At 60.8% G+C, this 25,993-nt stretch carries 24 protein-coding genes and 1 tRNA gene; 7 read left to right on the top strand and 18 right to left on the bottom strand.

What is annotated here, in order from left to right; genetic code table 11:
• Positions 1–19: 19 nt before the first annotated feature.
• Together NKI66_RS04180 and NKI66_RS04175 are read right to left on the bottom strand one after the other, a co-directional pair.
• The gene (locus NKI66_RS04180) at positions 20–991 is read right to left on the bottom strand and encodes an SDR family oxidoreductase (protein WP_023811959.1); all 972 of its coding nucleotides are present in this window, start codon (positions 989–991) and stop codon (positions 20–22) included.
• Between the two features lie 307 nt (positions 992–1,298).
• Positions 1,299–1,985 carry a TetR/AcrR family transcriptional regulator C-terminal domain-containing protein gene (locus NKI66_RS04175; RefSeq protein WP_023811958.1) on the bottom strand — a complete coding sequence of 229 codons (687 nt, stop codon included), beginning with the start codon at positions 1,983–1,985 and terminating at the stop codon, positions 1,299–1,301.
• 189 nt (positions 1,986–2,174) lie between these two features.
• Here NKI66_RS04175 and NKI66_RS04170 point away from each other — a divergent pair, with 189 nt between their 5' ends.
• Both NKI66_RS04170 and NKI66_RS04165 read left to right on the top strand, forming a co-directional pair.
• On the top strand, positions 2,175–2,657 hold the full coding sequence (locus tag NKI66_RS04170) for a RidA family protein (protein WP_023811957.1): 483 nt from the start codon (positions 2,175–2,177) through the stop codon (positions 2,655–2,657).
• A 235-nt stretch (positions 2,658–2,892) separates the two neighbouring features.
• On the top strand, positions 2,893–3,546 hold the full coding sequence (locus NKI66_RS04165; protein WP_352630685.1) for a GNAT family N-acetyltransferase: 654 nt from the start codon (positions 2,893–2,895) through the stop codon (positions 3,544–3,546).
• 13 nt (positions 3,547–3,559) lie between these two features.
• Here NKI66_RS04165 and NKI66_RS04160 read toward each other — a convergent pair whose 3' ends face one another.
• The 7 genes from NKI66_RS04160 to NKI66_RS04130 form a co-directional block, all read right to left on the bottom strand.
• Complete coding sequence (locus tag NKI66_RS04160; protein WP_023811955.1) at positions 3,560–4,378, bottom strand: MBL fold metallo-hydrolase; 819 nt, start codon at positions 4,376–4,378, stop codon at positions 3,560–3,562.
• 3 nt (positions 4,379–4,381) lie between these two features.
• Entirely contained in the window at positions 4,382–5,176 is a 795-nt protein-coding gene (locus NKI66_RS04155; protein ID WP_352630687.1) for a TatD family hydrolase, read from the bottom strand.
• Complete coding sequence (metG, locus tag NKI66_RS04150) at positions 5,176–6,726, bottom strand: methionine--tRNA ligase (RefSeq protein WP_023811953.1); 1,551 nt, start codon at positions 6,724–6,726, stop codon at positions 5,176–5,178. The genes NKI66_RS04155 and metG overlap by 1 nt, the downstream gene beginning before the upstream one ends.
• A 90-nt stretch (positions 6,727–6,816) precedes the next feature.
• Complete coding sequence (locus NKI66_RS04145; RefSeq protein ID WP_023811952.1) at positions 6,817–7,872, bottom strand: DNA polymerase III subunit delta'; 1,056 nt, start codon at positions 7,870–7,872, stop codon at positions 6,817–6,819.
• A complete protein-coding gene (gene tmk / locus NKI66_RS04140) occupies positions 7,869–8,543 on the bottom strand; it encodes a dTMP kinase (protein ID WP_023811951.1) in 675 nt (224 codons plus the stop codon). The genes NKI66_RS04145 and tmk overlap by 4 nt, the downstream gene beginning before the upstream one ends.
• A gap of 137 nt (positions 8,544–8,680) precedes the next feature.
• Positions 8,681–9,844: a D-alanyl-D-alanine carboxypeptidase family protein gene (locus tag NKI66_RS04135; protein ID WP_164892962.1), complete on the bottom strand. Its 1,164-nt coding sequence runs from the start codon at positions 9,842–9,844 to the stop codon at positions 8,681–8,683.
• 103 nt (positions 9,845–9,947) lie between these two features.
• Complete coding sequence (locus tag NKI66_RS04130; RefSeq protein WP_023811949.1) at positions 9,948–11,180, bottom strand: septal ring lytic transglycosylase RlpA family protein; 1,233 nt, start codon at positions 11,178–11,180, stop codon at positions 9,948–9,950.
• 376 nt (positions 11,181–11,556) lie between these two features.
• Here NKI66_RS04130 and NKI66_RS04125 point away from each other — a divergent pair, with 376 nt between their 5' ends.
• The 4 genes from NKI66_RS04125 to NKI66_RS04110 all read left to right on the top strand — a co-directional run bounded on the left by NKI66_RS04125 (position 11,557) and on the right by NKI66_RS04110 (position 15,256).
• Complete coding sequence (locus NKI66_RS04125; RefSeq protein WP_128304492.1) at positions 11,557–11,892, top strand: hypothetical protein; 336 nt, start codon at positions 11,557–11,559, stop codon at positions 11,890–11,892.
• Between the two features lie 468 nt (positions 11,893–12,360).
• Positions 12,361–12,450 (top strand) — tRNA-Ser (locus tag NKI66_RS04120).
• A complete protein-coding gene (locus tag NKI66_RS04115) occupies positions 12,410–13,777 on the top strand; it encodes an integrase (protein ID WP_352611758.1) in 1,368 nt (455 codons plus the stop codon). The genes NKI66_RS04120 and NKI66_RS04115 overlap by 41 nt, the downstream gene beginning before the upstream one ends.
• Positions 13,778–14,986: 1,209 nt before the next feature.
• A complete protein-coding gene (locus NKI66_RS04110; protein ID WP_352441490.1) occupies positions 14,987–15,256 on the top strand; it encodes an HGGxSTG domain-containing protein in 270 nt (89 codons plus the stop codon).
• Positions 15,257–15,709: 453 nt separating this feature from the next.
• On the opposite strand, the gene NKI66_RS04105 is transcribed toward NKI66_RS04110, so the two are convergent.
• The 9 genes from NKI66_RS04105 to nanR all read right to left on the bottom strand — a co-directional run bounded on the left by NKI66_RS04105 (position 15,710) and on the right by nanR (position 25,344).
• Positions 15,710–17,686: a D-apionate lactonase family protein gene (locus NKI66_RS04105; protein WP_352630691.1), complete on the bottom strand. Its 1,977-nt coding sequence runs from the start codon at positions 17,684–17,686 to the stop codon at positions 15,710–15,712.
• Complete coding sequence (locus NKI66_RS04100) at positions 17,683–18,777, bottom strand: ABC transporter ATP-binding protein (protein ID WP_023811943.1); 1,095 nt, start codon at positions 18,775–18,777, stop codon at positions 17,683–17,685. Before NKI66_RS04100 ends, NKI66_RS04105 begins: the two co-directional genes overlap by 4 nt.
• Positions 18,778–18,788: 11 nt before the next feature.
• A complete protein-coding gene (locus NKI66_RS04095; RefSeq protein ID WP_031213481.1) occupies positions 18,789–19,637 on the bottom strand; it encodes a carbohydrate ABC transporter permease in 849 nt (282 codons plus the stop codon).
• Positions 19,637–20,638 (bottom strand): carbohydrate ABC transporter permease, encoded by a 1,002-nt coding sequence (locus tag NKI66_RS04090; RefSeq protein ID WP_245273236.1) that lies wholly within the window; start codon positions 20,636–20,638, stop codon positions 19,637–19,639. The genes NKI66_RS04095 and NKI66_RS04090 overlap by 1 nt, the downstream gene beginning before the upstream one ends.
• 27 nt (positions 20,639–20,665) lie before the next feature.
• Complete coding sequence (locus NKI66_RS04085; RefSeq protein ID WP_127296120.1) at positions 20,666–22,321, bottom strand: extracellular solute-binding protein; 1,656 nt, start codon at positions 22,319–22,321, stop codon at positions 20,666–20,668.
• A gap of 120 nt (positions 22,322–22,441) precedes the next feature.
• Entirely contained in the window at positions 22,442–23,494 is a 1,053-nt protein-coding gene (locus NKI66_RS04080; RefSeq protein ID WP_128304507.1) for an NAD(P)-dependent oxidoreductase, read from the bottom strand.
• Between the two features lie 14 nt (positions 23,495–23,508).
• On the bottom strand, positions 23,509–24,285 hold the full coding sequence (locus NKI66_RS04075) for an HpcH/HpaI aldolase family protein (RefSeq protein WP_352613355.1): 777 nt from the start codon (positions 24,283–24,285) through the stop codon (positions 23,509–23,511).
• A gap of 46 nt (positions 24,286–24,331) precedes the next feature.
• Entirely contained in the window at positions 24,332–24,637 is a 306-nt protein-coding gene (locus NKI66_RS04070; RefSeq protein WP_023811937.1) for a putative quinol monooxygenase, read from the bottom strand.
• Positions 24,637–25,344 (bottom strand): transcriptional regulator NanR, encoded by a 708-nt coding sequence (gene nanR, locus NKI66_RS04065; protein ID WP_023811936.1) that lies wholly within the window; start codon positions 25,342–25,344, stop codon positions 24,637–24,639. The genes NKI66_RS04070 and nanR overlap by 1 nt, the downstream gene beginning before the upstream one ends.
• A 177-nt stretch (positions 25,345–25,521) precedes the next feature.
• Here nanR and NKI66_RS04060 point away from each other — a divergent pair, with 177 nt between their 5' ends.
• Positions 25,522–25,701 (top strand): hypothetical protein, encoded by a 180-nt coding sequence (locus NKI66_RS04060; RefSeq protein ID WP_128304509.1) that lies wholly within the window; start codon positions 25,522–25,524, stop codon positions 25,699–25,701.
• The last annotated feature ends 292 nt before the right edge of the window (positions 25,702–25,993 follow it).

Here is a 25,993-nt window from a genome sequence, read left to right as displayed (position 1 = left end):
GATTTCATTCCGGCCATCCTCAGTACCCTCCGACGACCGGCAAGATTTCGCCGGTGATGTAGCTCGAGCAATGCGGCGAAGCGAGGAACACATAGGCCGGCGCGAGTTCTTCCGGTTGCGCGGGTCGTTTCATTGGCGTGTCCGCGCCGAATTTCGAGACGTCGTCGGCTTCCTTGTCCGACGGATTGAGCGGCGTCCACACCGGACCCGGTGCGACCGCATTCACCCTTATGCCCTTGCCGATGAGATTGCCCGACAGGGCCCGCGTGAAGGCATGGATGCCGCCCTTGGTCATCGAATAGTCGACCAGTTGTTTTGAACCGTCGATACCGGTTACCGAACCGGTGTTGATGATCGCCGAACCTGGCTTCATGTGCGGCACCGCTTCCTGCGCCATATGAAAATAGCCGTAAAGATTGGTCTTCAGCGTCGTGTCGAAATGTTCTTCGGTCAGCTCGCCGAAATCGCTGGAATGGATCTGGAACGCAGCGTTGTTGACCAGCACGTCGATGCGACCGAATTTTTCAACGGTCTCCATGACCGCCTTGTGGCAGTGGCTGCGTTCGCTGACATCGGCCTTGACCAGGATGCAGCGTCGTCCCTCCTTTTCCACCGCTGATTTGGTCTCTTCAGCATCCTTGTCCTCGGCCAGATAGACGATCGCGACGTCGGCGCCCTCGCGGGCGAACAACACCGCCACCGAGCGGCCGATGCCGGAATCGCCGCCCGTGATGAGTGCTACCTTTTGGTCGAGTTTTTTCGATCCGAGATAGTACGGCGCATCGTACAGCGGCTCCGGCTCTAGCGCCCATTCGTGCCCCGGTTTGGGCTGATGTTGCTCGGGGAAGGGGGGCTCGGGATATTCACGGGCGCCAGCCTGCATGGCGCCTTGCTGCTTCCCACCGCCTTTCGATTTGTCCTTGGCATCGACGCCACGTTGGATATGGCGCTGCTTGGCCGCTTCACCGGCTATTTCCGACTTCATCTGCATGATCGTCTCCTTGGCTTGGAGAGGAAACAACGCATGTCAGGCAAAAAGGTTTGCGCAAAAGATCGACTTGCCGAGAGGATTCCGGCCAGCGTTTGGCAACGCGTAACGACGACATCGCCAGCTGCACCAATTCAGCTGCAATGCAGCCGCGCCAGCCACCGCCGCGATGGGATCGAGCACCGGGGCTTGCCCGCTGCCTGCGCCGCCTTGGCGGCGAGCCAAACGTGATGATGTGGATTGGGAAGCTATTGCGTCAAACTGGCAAAGCAGCGCCATCCGGTCTACTCCGGGCGTAGCCGCCGGAATTCTATCTTGGCGACAGCCCATCGAGCAGGAAGTCGAGGCCTTTTCGGAAGGCGCCATCCCAATCGTTGTCCAACAGCAGACGAGAGCGTTCGATTGTCGGGTAGTGTTCGCTGAGGTGTGTAAGACGCTGCTGTGCGGCTGCCCTGTCTTCTTCCGAGAGGTCGAAGCTTGCCCGGGTGAGGGTGGCGCCCATCACATAATTCCAGAGCGACCATATCGCGGCGTTCAGATTCGCGTCGGCAACACCGGCTCTGGACAAGGTCTTGCTCAACATTTCCAGGCGGCTGAGAATGTTCGGGCCGAGCGCCCGGCGCGGCAACAGCGATGCCGACCAAGGATGGCGCAACATTCTGGCGCGCCAGTCTTCGAGCATATGAACGACGTCTCCACGCCAGTCCGGAGACTCACCTGTTTCAGGCGATCCGCGATGTTCGAGCACCGAATCGAGTGCTAGATCAAAGACATCCTCCTTGTTGTCAACGTGCCAATACAGGCTCATCACACCCGAGCCGAGGCGATCGGCCAGCCGACGCATTGTCAATCCGTCTATGCCCTGGGCGTCCAGCAGTTCCACGGCGATCGCCACGATACGCTCTCGAGACAGCGGCGGCTCGCTGCTCGCCTCCTGGATGGGTTGAAGCTTTGTCCGTTGCGATCGTTTGCTGGCACTGCGGGGTTTGGCTGCCATCTGTCTTCCTTGCTGGCCGAACGTCGATTTTGGCAGGCACCGTCAGGAATGTCGACGCTGATCGCTTGACTAGTACGATGTACCATACGATGACTCGTACATCGCACGATTCATCGTATGAGCGATCTGGTTTAAAGTTCATGCCGGCGGCGAGTGCGTTGTTCGCAGTCAGCAGAGCCAGGAGAAATCATGTCACGCGCAATCAAGCATCTGCTTATCGGAGGGCTAATCATCATGACCATTGCAGTTCCCACTGCGTCGCCGGCGAACGAGTTCAAGCTGACCATCATCAATCCACAGACGCTCTACGACCCGTCGCCGAATGGCTACAGCACCGCCGTGATCGCACCGCGCGGAGCTCGGATTGCCTACATTTCCGGGCAGGGCGGCCAAGACAGCACAGGAGCCTTGTCACCCGATTTCGCCGTCCAGGTTAAGCAGGCCTACGCAAATTTGCATGCGGCGCTCGGGGGCATCGGCGCCAAGCCGGATCAGGTGGCGAAGCTCACGGTCTTCGTGGTCGACCACGACATGTCCAAGCTCGATGTGTTAACCAGGAACGTCAAGGACATGTTCGGCGAGGCGTTGCCGGCGCAGACACTGGTTCCCGTTCCCAAGCTTGCAATCGACCCCATGCTTTTCGAGGTGGAAGCCACCGTTATTCTGGAATAGGGAGCCTGATCGCCCCAACTGACATGGGGTCGAGCACGCCGCCGACAGCCGCGCGTTGGAACCACCAATTCATTTTGGCTCCCACGAAGCAAAGCCGTCACGACGCATACACTCTATTGCTATTGCCGCCGCATCCAAAAGTCGCATAAGATAGATTATGGAACTAACGCATCGGTCAAGAACTGGAAGCCGCACCTTTCCTTACGAGGCCAGCCGCGTTGGACGCTTGTGGCTGATGCGCGATGCCGAGCGCAAGAATCTTCGTGACTACCGCGGCGAAGAATGGGTCGTCCATGACGTCGCCGCTCAAGAAGCCGATGCCGTCGTGCGGCAGCATGCACGGCCGGGCTTTGCCATTTCCGTTGTGATCGCGAACGAGGATCCGGACGGGCCGACACGAACCGCCTACAAAGCTCTCGGCTACCGGCTGCTTCGGACCGAAGGTTTTTTCGTCCACCGGTTGCGCCGGATTCCGAGCCCGCCAGCGGTTGCGGTTGCTTCGGTCGAACGCGTGCAGACAGCCGAACGGGCGGCGGCGCAGTTGGGAAAGATCATCCGCAGACAGCCGATCCCGGATCATTTGCTCGGCGACAGCGCGCCGTTGCGCCAGTATGTGGCAGTCGATGGCGCCGATATCGTTGGGCGCGTGCGCAGCTTGGATGCCGTGGAAGCCACGTGGTGTTCGAGCATGTATGTCGAGCCTTCGCACCGGCGTCGCGGCATTGGCCAGGCTTTGATGTCGAAAATGTTGCACGACGATCGGGCGCGTGGGTCGAGGTGCTCGGTGCTGGCTGCAACCCACGCCGGGGCTCTGCTTTATCCCCGGATGGGCTACGAACGGATCGGAACGCTGCTGATATTCGCACCAATGAACCGAAAGCCTGTATGAAAGTCTATTCGCATCACGCTGATTCGTAAGGGATTTCAATCGCCATCCCATCATAGGCCGGCTCGACGTTGGCGGGTGTCTCGGCCATCACCGTGGCGTAGTCGAGCGGCACGTGCATATGTGTCAACACCGCATGTATCGGCGCCAGCCGCTCGATCCATTCAAGCGCTTCGCCAAGGGACAGGTGACTGGGATGCGTCCGGTACTGCAGCGCGTCGATGATCAGCACGTCGAGGTCGCGCAGCCGTTCGGCGGTGGGTTCCGGAAAGTCGCTGATGTCGGGACAATAGGCGAGACCGCCAATGCGGAAACCGAGCGATACGATGTCGCCGTGGATCTGCGGCAGCGGCTCAAGGGTGAGGGTACCCCCCTCTCCTTCGATGACCACCGGCCTGGTGTGGTCGATGAGATGCGGCCTGACGATCGGCGGATAGGAACTGCCTTGCGGCGTCTCGAAACAGTATCCGAACGCTTCCCGCAACCGAAGCATCGTCGCCCTGTCGGCATGGACGTCGATCAGTTGGCGCTGATCGAGAACGAAACCGCGCAGATCGTCGATGCCATGGATGTGGTCGGCATGCGGGTGGGTATAGACGACCGCATCGACACGTTTAACGCCGGCCAGCAGCATCTGCTGCCGAAAATCCGGCCCCGTGTCGATGACGACAGTCGTGCGGCTGCCGTTCGCCGCGATCCGCTCGACGAGTGCGGCGGCACGCGTGCGCCGGTTCTTGGGGTTGTCGGGGTCGCAATTGCCCCAGTCGCCGGTGATGCGCGGCGTACCTGGGGACGAGCCGCAGCCGAGAATGGTGAGGCGCAGCCGGTCGGTCATCGTTCAGGCACTTTGCTCTACAGGCCGCGGCATCTTGCCGAACAGCCGGAAGAAATTATCCGTCGTCAAATCAGCGATTTCAGCTTCGCTGACGCCGATGGTTTCGGCCAGCACCTTGGCCGTGTGCGCGACATAGGCGGGCTCGTTGCGTTTGCCGCGAAACGGCACGGGCGCCAGATAGGGCGCGTCGGTTTCGACCAGCAGCCGGTCATGCGGCACATCGGCGGCAATGGCGCGCAACTCAGCTGAATTCTTGAAGGTGAGGATACCCGAGAACGACATGTAGCCGCCGAGAGCGACGCCAATTTCGGCGAGCCGATGTCCGGAAGAAAAGCAATGCAGGATGAAGGGGAAGGCGCCCTTCCCCGTTTCGGCCTTGAGGATCGCTGCCATGTCGTCGTCGGCGTCGCGCGAATGGATGACCAGCGGTAGGCCGGTCTCGCGCGCGGCTGATATGTGGGTGCGAAAGCCTTGCGCCTGCGCATCGCGGGGCGCTTTGTCGTAGAAGTAGTCCAGCCCGGCCTCGCCGATGGCCACCACTTTCGGGTGCGCGGATAGCCGCACAAGCTCCTCGACCGTGATATCCAGCTCTTCGGCCGCATTGTGCGGATGAGTGCCGACAGAGCAATAGACTTCGTCGAAAGTTTCAGCGATCTCAAGTACTTGCGGAAACCGCCTCACGCGTGTCGAGATCGTCACCATACGGTCGATTCCGGCGGCTAACGCGCGGGCGACGATGGCCGCCCGCTCCTCGGCGAAGTCGGGAAAGTCGAGATGGCAGTGACTGTCGACGAGCATCAGACGTTCGCGTCCGGCTGTTCGACATAACGTGGAAACACCCCTTCCGGTACGGGCAACGCAGTGCCGGGCACCAGCGCATGGTCAGCATGGACATGCGCGAAAGCGCGGCTCTCCGCCGGCACCGCCAACAGGTCGAGCAGTTTCGCGGCCGATCCCGGAGTGAAGGGCTGACACAGCACCGCCACGCGGCGCACGACTTCGGCGGTCGTCCACAGCACCGTTTCCATGCGCGCAGGGTTGGTCTTTTTCAACGCCCATGGTGCCTCGCCGGCAAAGTAGCGATCGGCTTCCGCCACCACGCCGAAGATCGCCGCCAGCGCCAGATGGATGCCCTGCTCGGCCATCGCCTTGCGCGCGATGTCGAGAGCGGCGACGGCCTGATCCAGGATTGCTCTGTCTGCATCCGTCAGGTCGCCGCGCTGCGGCACCACGCCGCCGCAGTTCTTGGCGATCATCGACAGCGAGCGTTGCGCAAGGTTGCCGAGGCCGTTGGCAAGATCGGCATTGGTGCGGTTGACGATCGCGTCATGGCTGTAGCTGCCGTCGTTGCCGAAGGGCACCTCGCGCAGGAAGAAGTAGCGCACCTGGTCGAGGCCGTAGTGCTCGACCATCGCGAATGGATCCACGACGTTGCCAACCGATTTCGACATCTTCTCGCCGCGGTTGAACAGGAAGCCATGCGCGAAAACGCGGCTCGGCAACTCAATGCCCGCCGACATCAGAAATGCCGGCCAATAGACCGCATGGAAGCGGACAATGTCCTTGCCGATGATGTGCGTGGCCGGCCAATAGCGCCATTGCTCGGCCTTTGTGTCGGGATAGCCGGCGGCGGTGATGTAGTTGGTCAACGCGTCGACCCAGACATACATCACATGTTTGTCGTCGCCGGGCACCGGCACGCCCCATTTGAAGGTGGTGCGCGAGATCGACAGATCCTTCAGCCCGGACTTGACGAAGCTGAGCACCTCGTTGCGGCGCTCGGTGGGACCGATAAAGTCTGGCTGGCTCTCATAAAGGGCCAGCAATTTTTCCTGATAGGCGGAAAGCCGAAAGAAATAGCTTTCTTCCTCGTTCCATTCGACGGGCGAGCCGAGCGGTTCGCGACGCACGCCATCCTCGCCGAGCGTCGTCTCGCTCTCGTCGAAATAGGCTTCCTGGCGCACCGAATACCAACCGCTATAACGGTCGAGATAGATGTCGCCATTGGCGGCCATCGCCTTCCAGATCGCCTGACAGGATTCGTAGTGGCGCGGTTCCGTCGTGCGGATGTAGTCGTCGTTCGAGCCACCCATCGCCTCGGTCATCGCGCGGAAAATCGCCGAATTGCGGTCGGCCAGCGCCAGCGGCGTTATGCCTTCCTTCTCGGCCGTTTGCTGCATCTTCAGGCCGTGTTCGTCGGTACCGGTCAGGAAGAAGACGTCCTTGCCGTCCAGGCGCTGGAAGCGTGCCAGGGCGTCGGTTGCAATGACCGTATAGGCGTGGCCGATATGCGGCTTGCCGTTCGGATAAAAGATCGGGGTGGTGATGTAGAACTTGTCGCGTGACATGAAGGAACCGTCATGAATGTCTGAATGGAAAGGCGTGGCGGTGGATATCGTATCGAGGCAGCATTTGCCATCCCGATCCAGGAAACCCAGTCACATTCGCATTGCAGAATTCAGGCGGTCGATCATGATCAGGGCGTGCTGCTTCTTGTCGAGATTGTAGGTATCGGTCTCAGATATAGCGTCCAGCGCCTCATGCCAAGTGTCGGACAACGTTTTGGCCCGTGCGAGATCGCCCGCCAGTGCTGCCTGACTTGCCGCGTCCGACAACAGGTCCAGCGCCCGGCGGTTGAAGATATCGAACTGGATCGCCTGATCGCGGCCAGCCACGGCTTCGGCGAGGCGAAACGCGCCGCCGACATCGCTCTTTCTGCCGGTGACCAGAGCGTCGAGCGTGGAGGCGATCTCCAGCCCGCCATACTGCGTCAACAGGATCGCGTTCCGGGCGCTGCCCCCTGCCCGCCCGACCAGTGCCGCGCGAGCCGCCGGATCGTCAGGCGGCGCGGGCTCGGTCGTTTCCAGCACCGTCATCAGGTCGTTGGCGTCGAGCGGGTTCAATCGCACCACCTGACAGCGCGACCGGATCGTCGGCAGCAGGCTGCCCGGCGCGTGGACAATCAGGATGAACAGAGTCCGTGCCGGCGGCTCTTCAAGATTTTTCAGCAACGCATTGGCCGCATTGGTGTTCATGTCATCGGCGGGGTCGACGATGACGACCCGATAGCTGCCGTCGTGCGAGGTCAGCGACAGGAAGCGGCTGACCTTGCGTATCTCATCGACGGTGACGACTGTCTTGAAACTCTTGGTCTTGTCGTTCAGCGGCCGGGTCAGATGCAGCACGGAAGGATGCGCCCCGGTGGCGATCTGGCGAAACAGCGACGAAGCCGGATCGGCAGTGGCAAGGCTTTCCGGCGCCTGCGCAAAATCCGGGTGCTTCAGCAGATGATGCGCAAGGTGGAAGGCGAGCGTCGCCTTGCCGATGCCGACTGGCCCGGAGAAGATCAGCGCATGCGGCAGCTTGCCCGCACGATAAGCGGCGGTGAGCACGCCTGCAGCTTGGCTATGCCCGACCAGAACGGGCGTTTCGGAGGGCTCCGGCACGCCGTCGAGCGTGTCGTGCTGCTCGGGTGCGATGCGTTCGAAGATCATGCCGGCGTTGCCTGCCTGTCGCGTGCCGGCGTTCTCGCCGCCAGTGCCGCGAACACCGCCGCGGTGACGACGTTCTCGACCGCGTCGGGCTCGGCGGCTGCGTCGACGACGATGCAGCGCTCCGGCTCGGCCTTGGCGATCGCCAGAAACGCCTCGCGGCGGGCCTGATGGATCGCCAGCGTCTCCTTTTCGAAGCGGTCGGCGACTGCCTCGGTGCCGCGCCGCAGCGTTGCGCGCCTCAGGCCTTCCGCCGGATCGATGTCGAAGATCAGCGTCATGTCCGGCATCATGCCGTTGATGGCGACCTGCTCCAGCGCATCCATGAACGCCGAATCGATGCCGCCGGTGACGCCCTGGTAGACGCGCGAGGAATCGAGGAAGCGGTCGCAAAGCACGATGGAACCACGCTCGACCGCCGGCCGGATGAGCTGCTCGACATGATCGGATCGCGCGGCGGCGAAAAGCAGCGCTTCCATCTTCGGTCCGAACGGTTCGGCCGCGCCCGAAAGCAGCACATGCCTGACGGCTTCGGCGCCCGGCGAGCCGCCGGGTTCGCGGGTAAGCAGCACATCGTATTTCTTGGCGCGCATCTTCCTGGCCAGCCGCTCGATCTGCGTCGACTTGCCTGCCCCCTCGCCGCCTTCGAAGGTGATGAAAAAACCGCGTGCCAACCGAGAGGCCTTCTTGTCCATGGCTGAATGGGATTGTAGCGCTCTAGATAGTCCGCGTTCGGCCAAACGTCCATGCCGTCAATTTTTGCCCTTGTGCAGTCGCCCCCAAAACCATGGCTGGTTTTGAGTGATATGCGTTATCGCAGCCAGCCGACCGCCAGTTCCTTGACGGCATCGAGTGCGCGCTGCGGCAGCGTGCCGACGCCGATCGATTCGGCGGCGAAAAGCGGTGTCTCCTGGCTGAGCGTATCGCCGATCCAGACGCGCAGCGCACCCACCGGCTGCCCCTCCTCCACCGGTGCAGCAACCGGGCCGTTGTAGACGATCCTGGCCGTCAGCTTGTCGCGGTTGGTGATCGGCAGGAAAATGTCGATCGGACCCTTGGCCTTCAGCGTCACCCCGGATTTCGCTCCGCCGAAAACCTGGGCTTCTCCAACCACCTCGTCCTTGGCGAAAATTTCAGTCTTCTCGAACGAGCGGACACCCCAGTCGAGCAGCTTTCGCGCTTCCTCGGCGCGCTCCTTGTCCGAGGCCAGCCCGCTCATCGCCGCGATCACGCGGGTACCATTGTGGCTGAGCGAACCGACGATGCCGAAACCGGCTGCCTCGCTCGCACCGACCGCCAGGCCGTCGGCGCCGATGTCCATCGCCAGCAGCGGATTGCGGTTCCTCTGTGAGATCTTGTTCCAGGTGAAATCCTTCTGGCTGTAATAGCGATAGAGATCCGGATAATCGCGCCACAGGTGCAGGGCGAGCTGCGCCAGCTCGCGCATGGTCGTCTGTTGGCCATCCGCCGGCAGGCCGGTCGAATTGACGAAAGTCGACGTCTTGAGGCCGATCTGGCGGGCCCGTTCGGTCATCTGCGCGGCAAAATTGTCCTCGGATCCCGACATGCCTTCGGCGATGACGATGCAGCCGTCATTGGCCGCCTGCACGGTCACGCCCTGAATCAGGTCTTCGAGCCGGATCGACGACTTGAGCTTGGCGAACATTGTCGATGTTCCCGAAGGCGCGCCACCCTTGCGCCAGGCGTTTTCGCTGACAACGAACGTATCGTCGAGCTTCAGGCGACCGGACTTGATGGCGTTGAAAACCACTTCCATGGTCATCAGCTTGGCCATCGAGGCCGGCGGTATCGGCTTGTCGGCATCCTTGGAAAACAGCACCGTCCCGGTCTCGGCGTCGATCATGAAGGCCTGTGCGGCCTTGGTCTCGAACAGCTGCGCACCGGCCGGAGCCTGGAAAAACAGCAGCAGGCCAAAAACCAGAAGCCCGGCGAGCGGGAGCAAGCGCAATTGCATGATGTTCGACCCGTTGGCCGGCACCGCCGGCAAGCCCGCAAAAAGTATCGGGCTTTTTGCACGGCGGATCAACCGCGTAGCGGAAATCCAGCCTGGCTTGTGCTCAGTTGCGCACAGCCAGCGCATCGGGAGCGCCATGCGACCAGGCAGCCTGCAGCAAATCATCCAGGTTGTGATGGCCATCGGGATAGAGATTGACCGAATACCAATCCTCGCCGTCGAGTTCCGAACGCTGGATCTCGATCTTGCCGAAGGCGGCAAGCTGAGCGGCAATACGCTTGGCTTCTCCGGCATCCTCGAACGAACCGGCAGCAACGTAGTCGGTGGACGGACCGGCCGGTGGCGGCTGCCGCTTCCACGATTGGAGCACGTCGGCCGGCGACATGCCGTCGCTACCCATTGCGGCGAAGGCATTTGAGGCGCGTTCGACCCGCTCGTCGGCATAGGACAGCGAGGCCACGGCAAACGGTGATTGCGGCGGCAGATTGATCTGCGGGCGCTCCGGCACGATCGGGCCGAAATCCGGAAGCGCCAGATCGCCATAGGCCGAGGACTGCGTCGACATGACCGGCTGGACAGCGCCGGAATCGGTCAACTGGCCCGGAAACGGCACGGCGGCGGCGCCCGCAGGCAGGCTTGGCGACGGCCCGTTCATGGCGACCATGACGCCGGTCGGCAGTCCATCCGACGGGTCTGGCGCCCTGTTGCCGGGATGGTAGGAAGCCATCAGATACTGGTCGTCATCGCCGTCGAGCGGCGCGCGGCCGACATATTCGACCTTCACCTGAGCGGTGCCGGTGTTGGCATAGTCAAGCATCTGGGCAGCGCGCTCCGAGACATCGATGATGCGGCCTTCGTGATATGGGCCGCGATCGTTGACGCGAACGATGACCGAACTGCCGGTCTTGAGATTGGTGACGCGGGCATAGCTCGGCAGCGGCATGGTCGGGTGCGCCGCCGTTAGATGGGTCATGTCGTAGACTTCGCCATTGGCGGTAAGCCGGCCATGGAAGGCGTCGCCATACCAGGAGGCCAGGCCGACCTTGGCGTAGCGCTTGTCTTCCCGGGGGTAATACCACTTGCCGCGGACCTGATAGGGTTTGCCGAGCTGATCCCTGCCGCCGCCACGTTGGATGCGCCCATTCTGGGAGATCACACGCGGGCTTGCCTTCACGCCATATTCGGATTCGGCGAAATATTCTTTGGAGCGGGTCTTCTTGTAGACCATCGCTTTCGGCTCGGGCTGCGACGCACAAGCCGCCAGCAAGGCGGCCGACATGGCGAACAACGCGACTGCAGCAGCGCGACGAAGACGCGGTTGCGTCACAGCCTGCATTTTCCTGATGTCCCCTTCAGTCTTGACCTAGACGTCGTGTCCAACCGTCGAAGAAGCCGAAACACTCACCCGACCAATACAACGACGCCTTTGAACCCCGATCCTTTGTGCGCAGGAATTGCTTATCACGGTATTAACCGATTGTGGCTGCAACCGGGCAAGATTGTGGCGTCTCCACCGTGAAAGCCTTCTGAAAAGTAACGGTTTTCGTGCTTCCACGCGAGAGATGTGATGCCCTCTGCCACAAAGAGCCTGGCTTCGCTCCTGCCGCCCATGCCTGCCGTTGACCAAGCTTTGACGGGCAGCGGACCGACCGTCGGAACAAAGAAATGCGCCGCTAGTTTCTTCCGCAGGGCACTCGAACAGAAGGACGAGCATGATGAAAATGGCTTCATTGACAATCGCGATCGCAATGTCACTTTCTGCCGGGTCTGCGATCGCCGCATGCCCGGACAAGTCGGCTTCCAACGCAGGGACGGATTCCGAACAGACCGCCGGTATTTCGAAAGATGGAACTCATGCGCCTTTAGAGACCCCAAAAGCGTCGGACAGCACGGGCAAGCCAGCCGCCAAGGATGGCGCCACGATGCCGTTGGCGGGCGCCGAAGGCGGCGGCGACAAGAATCTTGCAACCTCGCAGCAGGACATTGAGGCGCAGCAGCATGGTGATAAGGCCGCGGCGGCAAAGGCGGACGAAAGCTGCAAAGACTGAGGAACACGCAGGCCGGAGCCGATTTGCAGCTTCGGCCTTCCTCACGAGCAGCTGTTCCCTTGGCGAACTGAATTTTTTGGGGAAATGCCGCAGCTCTCCCAAGAGGTTGACCTATAGGGATTAACCCGCCCCGCCCGGTTGCAAGGATGGTTCTGGCGATAGCTGGACTGCGCCCTTGCCTGGGGCGCTGCATGGAAGCACTGCAGCGCCTCACAATCTCGGGCAACGCCCGCGGCGGGCTTCTTCTTCATGCACCATTGGACCGCGATGGTCCCGGTGCTCGATCCCGACAAGCTCAGAGTCTGCCCAGGACAGCAGGAAGCGACGCAGCGGTGGTTGACGCAGCCCTCAATGCCGCTTTACAGGAATGAGGCGTGAACCAGCCGGGAGCGCCTTCGGTGCCAATCCGGTGCCAACAGGCCAAACGGGTTGGCCCCCGCGCTACCCAAGTGGTTGAAAAATCACGATGGAGGAATGGCCGAGCGGTTTAAGGCACCGGTCTTGAAAACCGGCGTGGGTGCAAGCTCACCGTGGGTTCGAATCCCACTTCCTCCGCCAACTGGCGCCCCTGCAAGATCCGCCAAAGGCGCATAAGCGCGACGGCACCTGGTACCTCGTTCGCCGTGTTCCGAAGGAATTCGCCGAGCTCGATCGCCGCGTCCTGGTCCGCATCAGCACCGACATTCCGATCGTAAACGATCCCCGTGGCATTCGTGCCAAGGAAGTAGTGCAGCGCCTCCACGTCGAGCTCGATGCGTATTGGGGAGGGCTTCGCGACGGTCAATCTGGCGAAGCTCGCTTGCGTTTCGAGGCGGCCCAGCAGCGGGCGAAAGCCCTGAGGCTGGTCTATCAGACGAATGCCGAGCTCGCTGAAGGCGCGCGCGATGATATTGTCGACCGCATTAGACTGCTCCTCGACAGGAACGTCATTGAGGACGAGCGGGAGGTGGCGGCCGCCCTGGGTGGTGAGGAGCGGCCGGCGATCCGCCTCACGGGGCTGGTTGCAGAATTCGAGAAGATCGAGGCCCAAAGCCTCAATGCCATGTCCCCGAACCAGCTCCGAAAGTGGCGCAATCCGAAAAAGCGCGCCGTTGGCAACCTTATCGAGGTTGTGGGCGACATGAACATAGCCGCCCTCACCCGGAGCCACGCCATACAATTTCGCGAGTGGTGGCAGAAACGCATACGCGTGGAAAGTCTCGACATCGGCACCGCAAACAAGGACATTGGCCACGTGTCGAAGATGCTGACCACTGTCGACATGGCACATCAGCTGAATTTGCCGCCGGTGTTCAAGAAATTGCGGCTATCGGGACAGGTCGCGGTCCAACGAGCGGCTTTCGAAGCGGCTTTCGTCCAAGACAAGATCCTTGCCGACCGCGCGCTGGCGGAACTCAACGAGGAGGCCCGTCACCTTGTGCTGCTGATAGCGGACACCGGCATGCGTTTGTCGGAGGCGGCGAACCTTCTGCCGCACCGCATCTTGCTAGATCACGCGGTGCCACATGTGCAGGTGAGGCCCGATGGACGCGTGTTGAAGACAGACCACTCCCTGCGCGACATTCCGCTCGTGGGTTGCGCGCTCGCCGTAATGAAGCTCCACCCCAAAGGGTTTCCGCGCTATCTCGACAAGGCCGACTCGCTCTCTGCCTTGGTCAACAAGTTTCTTGACAATGCGAATCTCCTGCCGACTGATGACCACTCTCTCTACAGCCTGCGGCACACATACGAGGATCGGCTGACGGCCGTGGAGGCGCCCGAAAAGGTCGTGGCCATGCTGATGGGCCACAAATGGCATCGGCCAAAATACGGTTCTGGCCCGACGCTCGAGCAAAAGCAGTTCTGGCTGAAGAAGATCGCGTTCAAACCGCCGGCGCATCTTTGACCTCCCGCGCATCATTGCGGTGAGGACCGCCGCGTTATCATCGTGGCGCGCTTGAGCTCGACGGCGCGCTCCAGATGCTCGAACAACGGCACGTATGCGCTCTCAGGGGTACAGTCACGCTTGTATATGCGGTGCTCTCCGATTAATGGCCGTGAGCCGAGAACAAATCCGAGAGGCCGAAGGATGTATGGCGATGTCGTTAGGGAAGAACTCAATCTCCAGCCTTCGGCCCTCATCCGCTCCGAAGCTGAGTACATCCTCGACTTCCGTGATGCTGACGCCCTCTGAGCTCGACTTGCTTCGGCAACAGTCGAAAGAGACGGGCGACTTCGCGCGAAAAGCCTTCGAGGGTCTACGCCCCAAGGCAGCGAAATCGGCCTATGCGGCTGGGGTGCCGTCGACGGTGACACCGAGCAGACGCGCCTGAGTTTGGAGCGACCGGACGGACACCGCCGGCGGCTACTACACGCCTAGAGACGCAATCGTACCGCGCTGGACAGCGGCCGGCCCAATGCGGCCTACCACGAGGCGTTCCACCGCCTGCAGGCGCTGTTTCTCACCGATGCCGAGCCTCGGCTAAGATTTCTACGACGCTGGACGGGATCGAAGCGGCCCGTGCTTTTGCCAGCTCTGGAGAGCCACCATTTTTACGTTTACCTGCTTACGTCTCCGTACCAGACCAGTGGGGGCTGCTGTCAGCTCCCCGATGCTCATGCCATTGCAGAGAGCCGCCTAAATGAAAAACAGCTGTCATTGGCTCGAACTGTCCTTATCGAAGATCGTTTTGTCATCTACGATCCAAAGACTGAAGAATATTTCATTATCGACTGGTTCAAAGATAACCCGCCGTGAAAAACATCGGCTTGGCGTGATAATGCAAATCGACAAGATTGTAAGCAAGCGAGTTCGTGGAGCGGCGCTATCCGAGCTTGAGCGGCTTTGCCCAGTAAAGCTAAAAGATGAATCAGAGGTACTCCCATTCAAATCGGGTATTCATAATACCGCAATCGTCCGAAATGCTGGGTCTTTGAAACGCTCTCAGTGAGCCATCCTATCGAGACCCTGTCGCTGCCCTACCCTATCGATACCTTATCCATACCCCATCGATACCCTATCGATACCCTATCGACACAGAGACAGAGATAGAGACCATACAAGACGGAAATCCAACGAAACAAAAAATCTTACCTAAACCATTTTGAAAAATGTTTGCCGCGAGCGGCGAAGCTACCCTGTTCCGCGTTGGAGCGAAGGATCGAACATGGAGGACAGAACCAGTTGGCCCAAGACTACACCGAGACATGCGAAGCTAAAACTAGGAGGGGGACGGAATGCAGAAACGCAGCTGTGCCTGGAAAGCTCAGATGTCGGTTTCATGGTGGGCTGAGTACAGGCCCCACATCCCAAGGAGGAAAGGATAGGATAGCCGAAGCGCAGCGGTATCGTTGGGAGAGGTGGAGAGCTGCGGCTGATTCCTAGCAAATTGGCTTGGCAATCGTCGGCGCTCAACGAATGACTTGACTCCTCAACGGACATATTCGGACGGGTTTGAATGGGTCAACAATCCGCTTGAATGAATCAAGATGCAAACGGTGCCACTCCATGGGGTGTTACGATTATGTTGACTTTTGTTGACCTGAAAATCGTTTCGGTGAACGGGTTTCCAGGCACATGCTGAAGCGCACGTAGTGGCCAGGGGGCATTGAGGCGCGTGAGGCTTGCCCGGCGCAGCCAGGGCAAACCAGGCTCACGGACGTTTTGCACGGCAGACCAGGTCTCAATCATCTGCTGCTTTCGCGCGCTATGCCTTTGAATTGACCAACGATGGGGTTGGGGGTCAAAGCGAGATTGATCCCAAGCGCGGCCTTAGGGCCTCATAGAACTATCACCCTCATCTTTGTTGGGGTTTTGGCCAACTAAGCGAAGATCGGGCTAGGCCGAAGACGGCCGATCGAGGTCGACTCGCGCGACGGCGTAGGCGTCAAGCGAGATGAATTGGTCATCCAGCGGTCTTGCGGAAATTTCCATGAAGTTGGGATCGGTTGCCGCCTGCTCGAACTGCTCGGCGCCGAGAAGAGCAATACGGGCGCTGCTCGGCGCATCCGAAAGCCGCACAGATTGCGTCTTGGCGGTGAGGTTAGCGACCCACAGGGTCACGCCCCGATCGTTTTCAGCTGCGATCGTCACAACGCCGTCAGCGCCGAAAGTTCCTACGGACAGCAAGGTGGCTCCGCCGAGCTTTGAGAGACCAGCCAAGACATGGAAAGCGGGATAGACCGTTCGGGAATCCTGCTGGTCAAACCATGGCTGCACGAAGTCAGCCTTCCTATGGATTTGGCCAAATGGACCGGTGAAGTCACCGAAGACGACGGCCTCGATGCCCTCGCGAGCGCATGCGGCGAAATAGCCGACGATCCAGGCCGCATTGAACAGCCCGCGCTGACGAGGATCGATGCGCGATAGGCAGACGCGACCATTCGCTTCGTTCTGCGCCGTGGAGGCACCGTAAGGGTTCTCGCGGCAGCCGAGCTGACTGGGACCCACACGCAGCGGCAACCCGCCCATGAAGGAACGGGCAGAGCGGATCAGGTGGGGAATGGCCTCAAGCGTCTCCATCACTGACACATCGTCGGCAGCGTGCACGCTTGGACAGGTGGTAAAGGTCGCGTAGTCGAGCGCCTCGCTTGGCGGGCGCTTGCGATTGAGCTCGGTGAAGTACGCGGCCATGCCGCCGCCGACCGGTACACCCGGGAAAGCCCGGCGCGCTGCCGAGTAGCTTTCCTGGAAGCTCGGCATGGCCGGCCATGCTGCTCCCGGCTGTACCGATTTCATGTCCTGCGCCGGAAAGACGCAGATAGCTTCTAGATTGAGGCCGAGGCGACGGACAGCATCCGCGACCGGCTTCAACTCGCCGAAGGGATCCAGCGTTCCCCTGGTTATGATCTCCAGCACGACGCTTGCACCAATCAACCGGGTCAGCGCTGCGTACCGTTCAAGTTCATCGTGGCCGTGCCCGAGACGGAGATCGACCTGGCAGGCTATCCACTGCGGAGCCAATTGCCGAATTAGATCGGAGTTTCCAAGGGCGTGCCTGGCCTCGTCGGCGGCGACGCCGACGCCAATGCGAGGCACTCGGCCGGCCGGTCCGCCAATCGTCACTTTGATCGGCGGGTCAGGATTTTCAGACATCGGCGCAAGAAGCGTCCCCGACATATGCAGCCGGACGGCCTGGGTGAATTTCTGGCCCTTGGGCAGTCTGTAGGGCCACGGGCGACGCAAGGGACGAACATAGGTTTTATAGGATGCGTCAGACCAATTGCGTTGATCCTCCATCTCAAAGGCATCACCATCCATGGTGCAGGTGGCCCAGATCCCAGGCGCGATCTCATGTGACAACGCGCGCACGTCGGTGAACGGACATTCCGGATCAATAAAGTCCGGAAAATGCGAAAGCCTTTCGAGACCATCTTGATGCAGGACCCGCACCGGCTTGCCGGCCAAATCTGCTATGGGATGCAGCACGACGAAGCCGGTCCGGTTGGTCAAAAGGTCGGTCTCAGGCTCTGCTTCTGTCACAAACGACAGCGCACCATCGCTACTGCCCGAGACGCGTGCCCGGTAAACCAGGCGGCCGGATGTTGCGGCACATGTTGCACGGTATTCAATGGCGAACGCATCCGGCCTCTCGTCGATCCGCAGATCATCGAGAACGGGGGTACATGTTCCCCAGTTTTCGTCCCGTACAAGAAACGAGATTCCGCGCAAGATCTCGATCGTCCCGATGCGGATGTAGCGCAACGCCCCATTGTCGAACGCGACCGACAAGGATCCGGCGCGCAGTGTGCGCAGCGGTGCCTCGTGCTGTTCGGTGCCACATAAGCGGACTGCCAGGGAAGCTGTCGAGGTCAAATTGCCCGCTCCGTCGTGGCGTCGAAGATCGAGGCCCGGTTCATGTTGATGTCGATCGCAAGCTTCTCGCCCGGACGGCTGACGTCGTGCGCCTGCAGCTCAGCCATCACCGGCGCGCCAGCCAGTCGGAATGTCGCGTAGCTGCGCGAGCCGGTCGGCTGCAGCAGGTCGATCGTTGCCTCATAGCGAAACGTGCCCTGCTCCGGTGTGGCAGTGTGCGCCCGAGTGAGATGTTCTGGCCTCAACCCGAGCAGCACCTGCTGTCCGTCTGCGACGCCCTTCAGCCCCCTGCCCGGCGCTAAGGGCAGCAGCGCGTCCGCGAGCCGGATGGCGGCGGCGCTTCCGTCCAAGGCAAGGTTGCCTGGCAGGAAGCTCATCCGCGGCGAACCCAGAAACCCAGCGACGAAGGTTGAGGCCGGGTGCTCGAACAACTCGAGTGGCGCGCCCTGCTGCTCTATCAACCCGTCGCGCATCAGCACGATGCGGTCAGCCAACGTCATCGCTTCGATCTGGTCATGGGTGACGTAGATCATCGTTGTGGCAATGTCCTGGTGAAGGCGTTTGATTTCGCCGCGCATTTCGTCGCGAAGCTGTGCGTCGAGATTGGACAGTGGCTCGTCGAACAAAAAGATGAGGGGGTTGCGGACTATGGCGCGGCCGATGGCGACGCGCTGACGCTGGCCACCGGACAGCTGACGCGGAAAACGCCCCAGCAAGGGAGTGATGCCAAGCATGCGTGCCGCCTCGGCCACGCGCACCTCGACCTCTGGCTTCGGCATCTTGCGAGCCTTGAGGCCGAAGCCAATGTTCTTGGCCACGCTCATATGCGGATAGAGCGCATAATCTTGAAACACCATTGCCACGTCGCGATCGCGCGGCCGGAAATCATTGACCACTTCGCCGCCAATCTCGATCGTGCCTTGTGAGCTCTCCTCCAGTCCTGCGATGGTCCTCAGCAGAGTGCTCTTGCCGCATCCGGAGGGTCCAACCAGGACAGTGAACTCGCCGTCGGGGATGTGGAGGTCAATGCCGCGCACCGCATGGAAGGCGCCGTAGCGCTTGTGCAAGCCGGTGATTCTGACTTCGGCCATGCCTTCCCTTCCTATCCGCGAACGGCGCCGAGCGTCAGCCCGCGCACGAGATGTCGTTGAGCAAGCACTCCAAGGGCGATCGATGGCACAAGGGAGACAATGGCAAGGGCTGCGGCTTCACCATATTGTGCGCCCTGGAAGCCGATGAAGGCTCGGAAGACCGTTGGCAGCGTAAAGGCAGTTCGGCTGGTCAAAATCAGAGCGAAGAAGAACTCCGTCCAGCAGGCAATGAAGGCGAAGACAGCCGCCGCGACGATGCCTGGTGCTGCGAGCGGCACGGCAACGCGCCAGAACGCCTCCCATCTCGTGCAGCCATCGACGAGGGCCGCCTCCTCCATCGACTTCGGCATGCCGCGGAAATAGGCAAACATCATCCAAACCGACACCGGTAGCGTGAAGACCGTGTAAGCTAGGATCAGCCCGATATGGGTGTCGTACAGCCCGACGCCACGATAGATAAGGAATACCGGCAGGACGATGCCTATCGGTGGCAGGAAGCGCTGCGACAGGACCCAGAAGGACAGATGCCGGCCGCCCGTGTTGTAGCGCGCCAGACTATAAGCCATCAGCGTGCCGATCAGTGCCGAAAGCACCGTCGCCGAAAGCGAAATAATCAGGCTGTTGATAAGCCCGTCGAGACCGCGATAGGTGAACAGCGCAGCTTCGTAGTGGACAAGCGTCGGTGCGGCAGGGAACCAGACAGGCGGTACGGTGAGGTAGTCGTCGCTGGGCTTGATGGAGGTGTTGAACATCCAGTAGAGCGGCCACAGCACAAACACCAGGAAGAACCCCAGCAGCAGAATTCGGCCGATCGGCAACGACCGGCGTTTCCTGCGGCGGGCGGGCGCGACGGCGGCCATTAGACCGGTTCTACCTTCAAGAGCCGACGCACCAGCAACGTCACGATGAGCGCCGTAAAGATCAGGAACAGCCAACTTCCTGCTGTTGCTTGCGATAGATGAAACTGCGTGAAGCCGACGGTATAGAGATAATAGGAGGCCGTGTAAGTTTGTGTTCCCGGGCCACCGCCTGTCATGATGAAAATGGTATCGAACATACGGATTGCGTCGAGCAGACGGAAGGTCAGGGCCAGCAGCATCATCGGCCCGAGATGCGGGAGCGTGATCGCCCAAAAAGCCTGCCAGGCGTTGACGCCGTCAAGTTCTGCCGCCTCATAGAGATTGGGTGGGATTGCGGTCAGCCCAGCGAGCAGGATGACGAACATGAACGGCGTCCACTGCCAGACATCGGCGATGATCAGCGAGATATAGAGCCACGGGCGCTCCGTCATCCATCCTATCGTAACCTCCTGCCCCAATAGTTGCGTCAGGATATAGTTGGTCGGTCCGAAAGGCCGCTGTAAAAGCAGCGTCCAGGCCTGGCCGACGATGACCGGGCTGATGAACAGCGGCACGATCAGGATCGACATGATCACACCGCGGCCCGGAAAGCTGCGCACCATTGTCAGCGCCACCAGGAGACCGAGCACGAATTCGATAGCGACGCTGATGCCCGACAGCCATGCTGTCAGCAACAGCGACCAACGTGCTACTGGATCGAACACGACCCGCTCAAAGTTCTTCAATCCGACAAAGGCGTGGCCCGGCACCTGGAAGTCGTAGTTGATGAAAGATACCACCAGCGAGAACAGAAGCGGATAGATCGAGAGCGCCAATATCAGCAGCACCGCGGGCGCCACCAGCAGCCACTTGAAGTGACGGTCTGCCCATTGGGCAAAGGCAGACAGCCGGGGCGGTGCGCCGGCGGCCTTCAAGCGACGGATCGTGGCGGTGGGCTGCATAGGCGTATCCAAAAATCGCCGCTTAGCGGGGAGGTGTTGCGAGCCAAGCGCCCGCAACACCAATTGCTCCAGACAGCATGCCTCCCCTCAGAGGGTGACCGCCATGCCAAGTTTTTCCACCGTGTTGTCGGCAGTGGCGCCAGGCAGTTTCAAGAACTCGGTGTAGAAGCCTTTCTGCGAATCCACACCCAGTCGGTCGGTCGTCTCGTTCCACTCGGCGGCGGCCGTTTCAAGCGACGCCTTCGCATCCGCCCCAGCCCACACCGCGGTGCACATGCGGTCGATGCTCAAGAAGTAGTCCTGCGCGCCTGGCATGATCGGATCGAGCAGACCGACATTTGCCGAGTTGTTGAGGTTGGCAAGGTACTCCTTGGCACTGGGGAAGAGCGCGCCGTAGAGCTCGGACTTGAAGTGCGAGATGCGGTATGGGTCGCGTAGCGCATAGGGCAGCATGCAACGTGCCAGCGAGACGGGTGGCGAGCATACCCATTGCATGAACAGATATGCCGCCTCTGGGTTGGGCGAATCCGCGGACAGTGCCTTGTTGTAGCCGGTCGCATGTTCCGGATTTCCCGGAACGACGGCATAGCCGACCTTGCCAGCGATCTGCGACTGCGGAATGAAGTTGATTGCCGTGGCGGACTGCGAATAGTTCGCCGCCATACGGCCGCTAGGAGGCCAGGAATAGATCATCGCGACTTTGCCGGTCAGGAAAGCCGCCCACAAGGAAACGGCGTCGAGCTCGTTGTTGCCGGGGATCGAGGCCTTGTTTGCGGCGAGCATGTTTGTCAGCGTCTTGACGCCGGCATCCGACACCAAGCCGGCCTTCATGTCGTCTCCGAACAGTTTTCCGCCGTTGGCGCGGTACTGCTGCAGAAAGTCGAACTGATTGCCAGGGCTGCCCGCCTTGCGGAAATGTCCCGCGCCATAAACCTTTGGCGCCATCTGGTCGGTAATGAACTGGGCGATCTGGGCATATTCTTCCCAGGTCTTCGGCGGTCCAAGCTTGGCGTTGAACTTCGCCTGGTAAGCCTCCACCATTTTCGGATCCTCGAAGATGTCCTTGCGGTAGTAGAGAGCGAACATGTCGCCGTCGTCGAAGAACCCCCAGATCTTTCCCTTGTAGGTCGGCAGCGCCTTGTACAGGGGATGATAGTCCTCGAGGTCTGCCGGGTTCATGTATTTGGCGATGTAGTCGTCTAGAGGGGCAATGACGCCGCCATCGGCAAGCGACGGTGTCCAGGCCGGCGAGATGTCGAGAACGTCATAGGCACCCGAGCCGGCGATGTGCTCGGCGACTGCCTTGGAGTACTGGTCAGGGTTCGACAGTTCGACGACATTCGACTTCATCCCGGTAAGCTGCTCCCACATCGGCCCACTGAAATTGCGCGGATCGAGTGCCTGCAGGCCAGCCTCGTAGGTCATGTTGAGGGTGACGCCCGAATGCGCCTTGGCCGCCTCCGCCGCGCGAAAGGCGGAACCGTCCGCCGGCCCTTCCTTCGATGCTTTTAGGGCTGCGGCCTGCGCCTGGCCGAGCGGCGACGTGGCGTCCGCCAATTCCAATGTTTGCTGCGCCATCGCCCAATCCGTCATCATCCCCAGCATCGGGCCGGACACGGCCAACATGCCGGTCATCTGACCGAAGCGGGTGATGAAAGTTCGGCGGGTGGTTTCGCCGCTCATGAAGGCGTCGACCTCTGCTTCGAGACCTGCCTGAAAGTCACGTTTTTCACGATCGTTCATAGTGCTTGGTCCTCCCATTTCCATTTGCTTCACTCGTCCGCCGGCGCTGCGGTCAAGCATTTCCTCCCGTAAGGTCGCCGCAAAGGGGCCGCGGCGGCGCGCCCAAAAATCAGTGTCCTCCTAGGTTCCGAAGCGGGCGGCGAGCCCCGACAGCCTGGTCTTCCACAGCTCGCTCGAAAGAACCTCGCGATTGACCACGCCGCGCGGCTCCCGACCGCGCTGCACCTCCATTACCGCTTTGACGTCGGCGGCACCGTTGCCGGCAAAGCACTGGTCGGTCCAGCAAAGTGCGTGCGGCGCCAGGATCACATTGTCGAGTTTGAGGATCGCATCGTCTGCGTCGGGAGGCTCTTGTTCCAGCACGTCGAGACCGGCGCCGGCGATGCGGCGCTCCTGCAGCGCTTGCGTCAGCGCTTTCTGGTCGACGATCGGGCCGCGCGCGGTGTTGATCAGGTAAGCTGTCGGCTTCATCAGGGCGATCCGCTCAGCGTTGACTATGTGGTGGGTCTGAGGCGACAGGGGGCAACTGACCGACAGCACGTCGGCGCGGCGAAACAGATCCTCCAGCCCGACCAGCTCGACGCCCAGGTCGGCAGCAACCCTCTTGTCGGCAAACGGGTCATGGGCAATGAATTGCATGTCAAAGGGCTTCGCCAAGCGGAAGACCTCGGCACCGATGTTGCCGATGCCCAGTGACCCAAGCGAACGCCCGACGAGGCCGACCCCCATGTGATCGGAGCGCTTCTCGAAACCAACAGACCCTTTGCGGGTGAGCGCGTCCTTTGTCAGCAGTTTGCCGGTCAGTGCCAGCATGAAGGTGATGACGGATACGGCGACGGGGCGTCGCACGCCATCGGGCGTGATGACCAAGGCAATGCCGGCTGCGGTGCAGGCCTCAACGTCGACAGTGTCGTAGCCGACCCCGAAGCGGGCAACGACGGCCAGGCGTCCGCTCCTGGGGACACTCGTGGCATCGAAGCGATGGGCGAGGAGGATCAGCGCATCGAAATCCTCAAGTTGGTCGGCGCGAAGCGGACTGTTTGACTCCAGGAACACCATCTCGACGCCCGTCGCATTGCGCAGTGGCACCAGATCGAAATCTGGGTAGGTCGGCGAGCCGTCCGGCTTGCGGAAATCACCGGAAAGCGCCACCCTGAATTTTACGCTGTCCATCGTCTCCTCCGCTCCTATTCGCACCCGGCGCGGATCTTGGAAACCGCGTCGGCGATCGCGTCGTGCAGAATCCAAACGTCGCCTGAATAACAAATAAAATCAAAGCCTTGTGCGTAGAAGTCGTGTCCCTGCGCGACGTTGGGAACCAAGCGTCCAAGCGATTTGTTGTGCTTCTTGGCGGCGGCAACGATTTTGGCCATTGCAGCAGAGAAAGTGGGGTGGGCGAAGTCGCCAGGAATGCCGAGCGAGACGGACAGGTCGAAATGTCCGACCCACAGACAATCGACCCCGTCCAGTCCCGCGATGCCGTCAATGTTCTTGACGCCGTCGGCGGTCTCGATCAGGCAGATGAATGTCGAGCGCTTGTTGGCGGCTGAGAATTTATCAGCGACCGAGCCCGGACGGTAGCGGTCATGAGCGATCTGCAGCGCCACGCCGCGGACGCCGGCAGGGTGATATTTCATGGAATTGATGATGTGCTGCGCCTGCTCGACGGTACTCACCATCGGGGCGATCAGGCCTTCGGCCCCCATGTCCATGGCGCGGGCAAGGAAATGGTAGTCCTGCGATGGCACACGCACCATAACCGGCAGGTCGGCCGCTTCGAAATAGCGGATCGCACTCTTCACCGTTTCCAGGCTGAAGCCCGAATGCTCCATATCGAAAAAGACGAAGTCACAGCCAGCGGACTTCAGGATGTGACCTATACCCGGCGTCGCGAACTCGGCGACGAGCGTACCAAGTTTGACCCGCCTGTGAGAAGTTAACGCCCTGAGACTTGGCTCTGACATGCACTTCCTCCCGTTCGCCCAAAAGGGCCAATCCGCCTAGTTCTCGTCAATGCGTGGCCTCAAGAACGAGGTCGCAGGTCATCACCAACTTGGTCACGACGAGCGGCGCGCTCTGCGTATTGAATTCGTCGAAGTGAGCGGTGCGGCAGTGCTCCTCGAATGCGGCCTCGCTATCGTAAATCTCATAGAGCAGGACCCGGTCCGGTTCGCCGCGCGCCTCCGTCACGTCAAAGCGGCGGCAGCCGGCCTCGCTGCGCATCGACGCGGTTGCATTGGCGTCCACAAGTTCGCGGAATCTGCCCCGGGCACCCGGCTTGAGGCGGAAATCGACCCAGACCACGAAGCCCCTCATCACTTGGCACCTGCAATTTCCAGATAGCGCCTGGACACATATTCCAGATGCCTGCGCATAGCCGCTTCGGAGGCGTCTGGATCGCGCGCGGCGACGGCATCAAAGATTTCGCGATGAGCCTCATAGGCCTTGCGGTCTTCACCTTTGGCCAAAGTCGTGCGCCGCTGTTCGAGCAGCCATTCGGCCAACGCCGCGTGGATAGCTGTGAAGATTCGATTGCGGGTGATCACCGCCAGCACGTAGTGGAAGTCCACGTCGGTGCGCTCGAAGCGCGTCAGGTCCCCGATCGACTGTCGGTTGATTTCAAGCGCCTCTTTGAGACTTTCAATATCTTCTGGGGTGGCATTGATGGCGGCGTTGCGGGCAAGACCGACTTCGAAAAACAAACGCGCGCTCTGGAAGTCATGAACCCCGCCGGGGGCCGAAATCATGTGACGCGCCGGCCCCGAGAGGGCGTCGATCACGAATTGGGGCGTTGGCCGAGTGACGCGGGCGCGCTCGCCGGATTTCACCTCGACAAGGCCCATCTTGCTCAGATGCAGCAGGGCTTCGCGGATTGAAGGGCGCCCGACCCCAAACTGCCGCATGAGTTCCCGTTCGGATGGGAGCCGGTCGGCTTCGGCCAGCTCTCCCTCGCGGATCATCCGCTCAAGGTGCGCTGCAACCTCGTCCGAAAGCTTCCGCGGCTTGATCAGAACTCCGATCATTGGCATACCTGTTATACCAATACGCTATGGCCCCAGAGCGCCTCTGTCAACGATCCTTCTACCAACAGACGCTCGTGACCAAGTGAGAACGGTCATTGTTCTTCCTGTCAAACGAGTATCTATCGGCGTTCGCCCAACTGAGACGCCGCACAAAGTTGGAACGAATCTGGCGTAAAATTGGCTGGGCGCATCGACGCCGGCATCGAGGAGGCGCTCGCCCGCTTTGGCATCGATACTCGTGGCGCAGCAGACGGCTGGGGAGCGACACTCGACAGCGTATATGACGGAGCGATTGAGGCGCTGACCTCCCTTGATGCTAGCTTTGCAAAGGCACTAGCGATCATCGCCGAGGGCTGAGCATGGCAGACATCGATGCTACACAGCGCGTCATCGAACATCTTTTGACGCATTTCGCCTGACCAAAAGCGGGCGCAAGCAGTCCGGCGGCAACGGGCTGTAACCGACTGTCAGGTCTCGGCAGGCATTTGAGATAGCTGCCGTTCTCCATACGATCCCCAGTTGGACGATAAGACCAAGCGTCCCAACAGCCAGAAGCGGACATCGTCAACGAGTTTAATTTACGCAGCCAGGATCGACCTCGCAGTTCGGGCCGATGCGACACCCATCCGGAACGCCATAGCTCAAAACC

The sequence above is a fragment of the Mesorhizobium sp. M0518 genome (genome assembly GCF_040321125.1).
Classification (GTDB): Bacteria; Pseudomonadota; Alphaproteobacteria; order Rhizobiales; family Rhizobiaceae; genus Mesorhizobium.
This window is presented reverse-complemented; position numbering and strand designations above follow the sequence as displayed.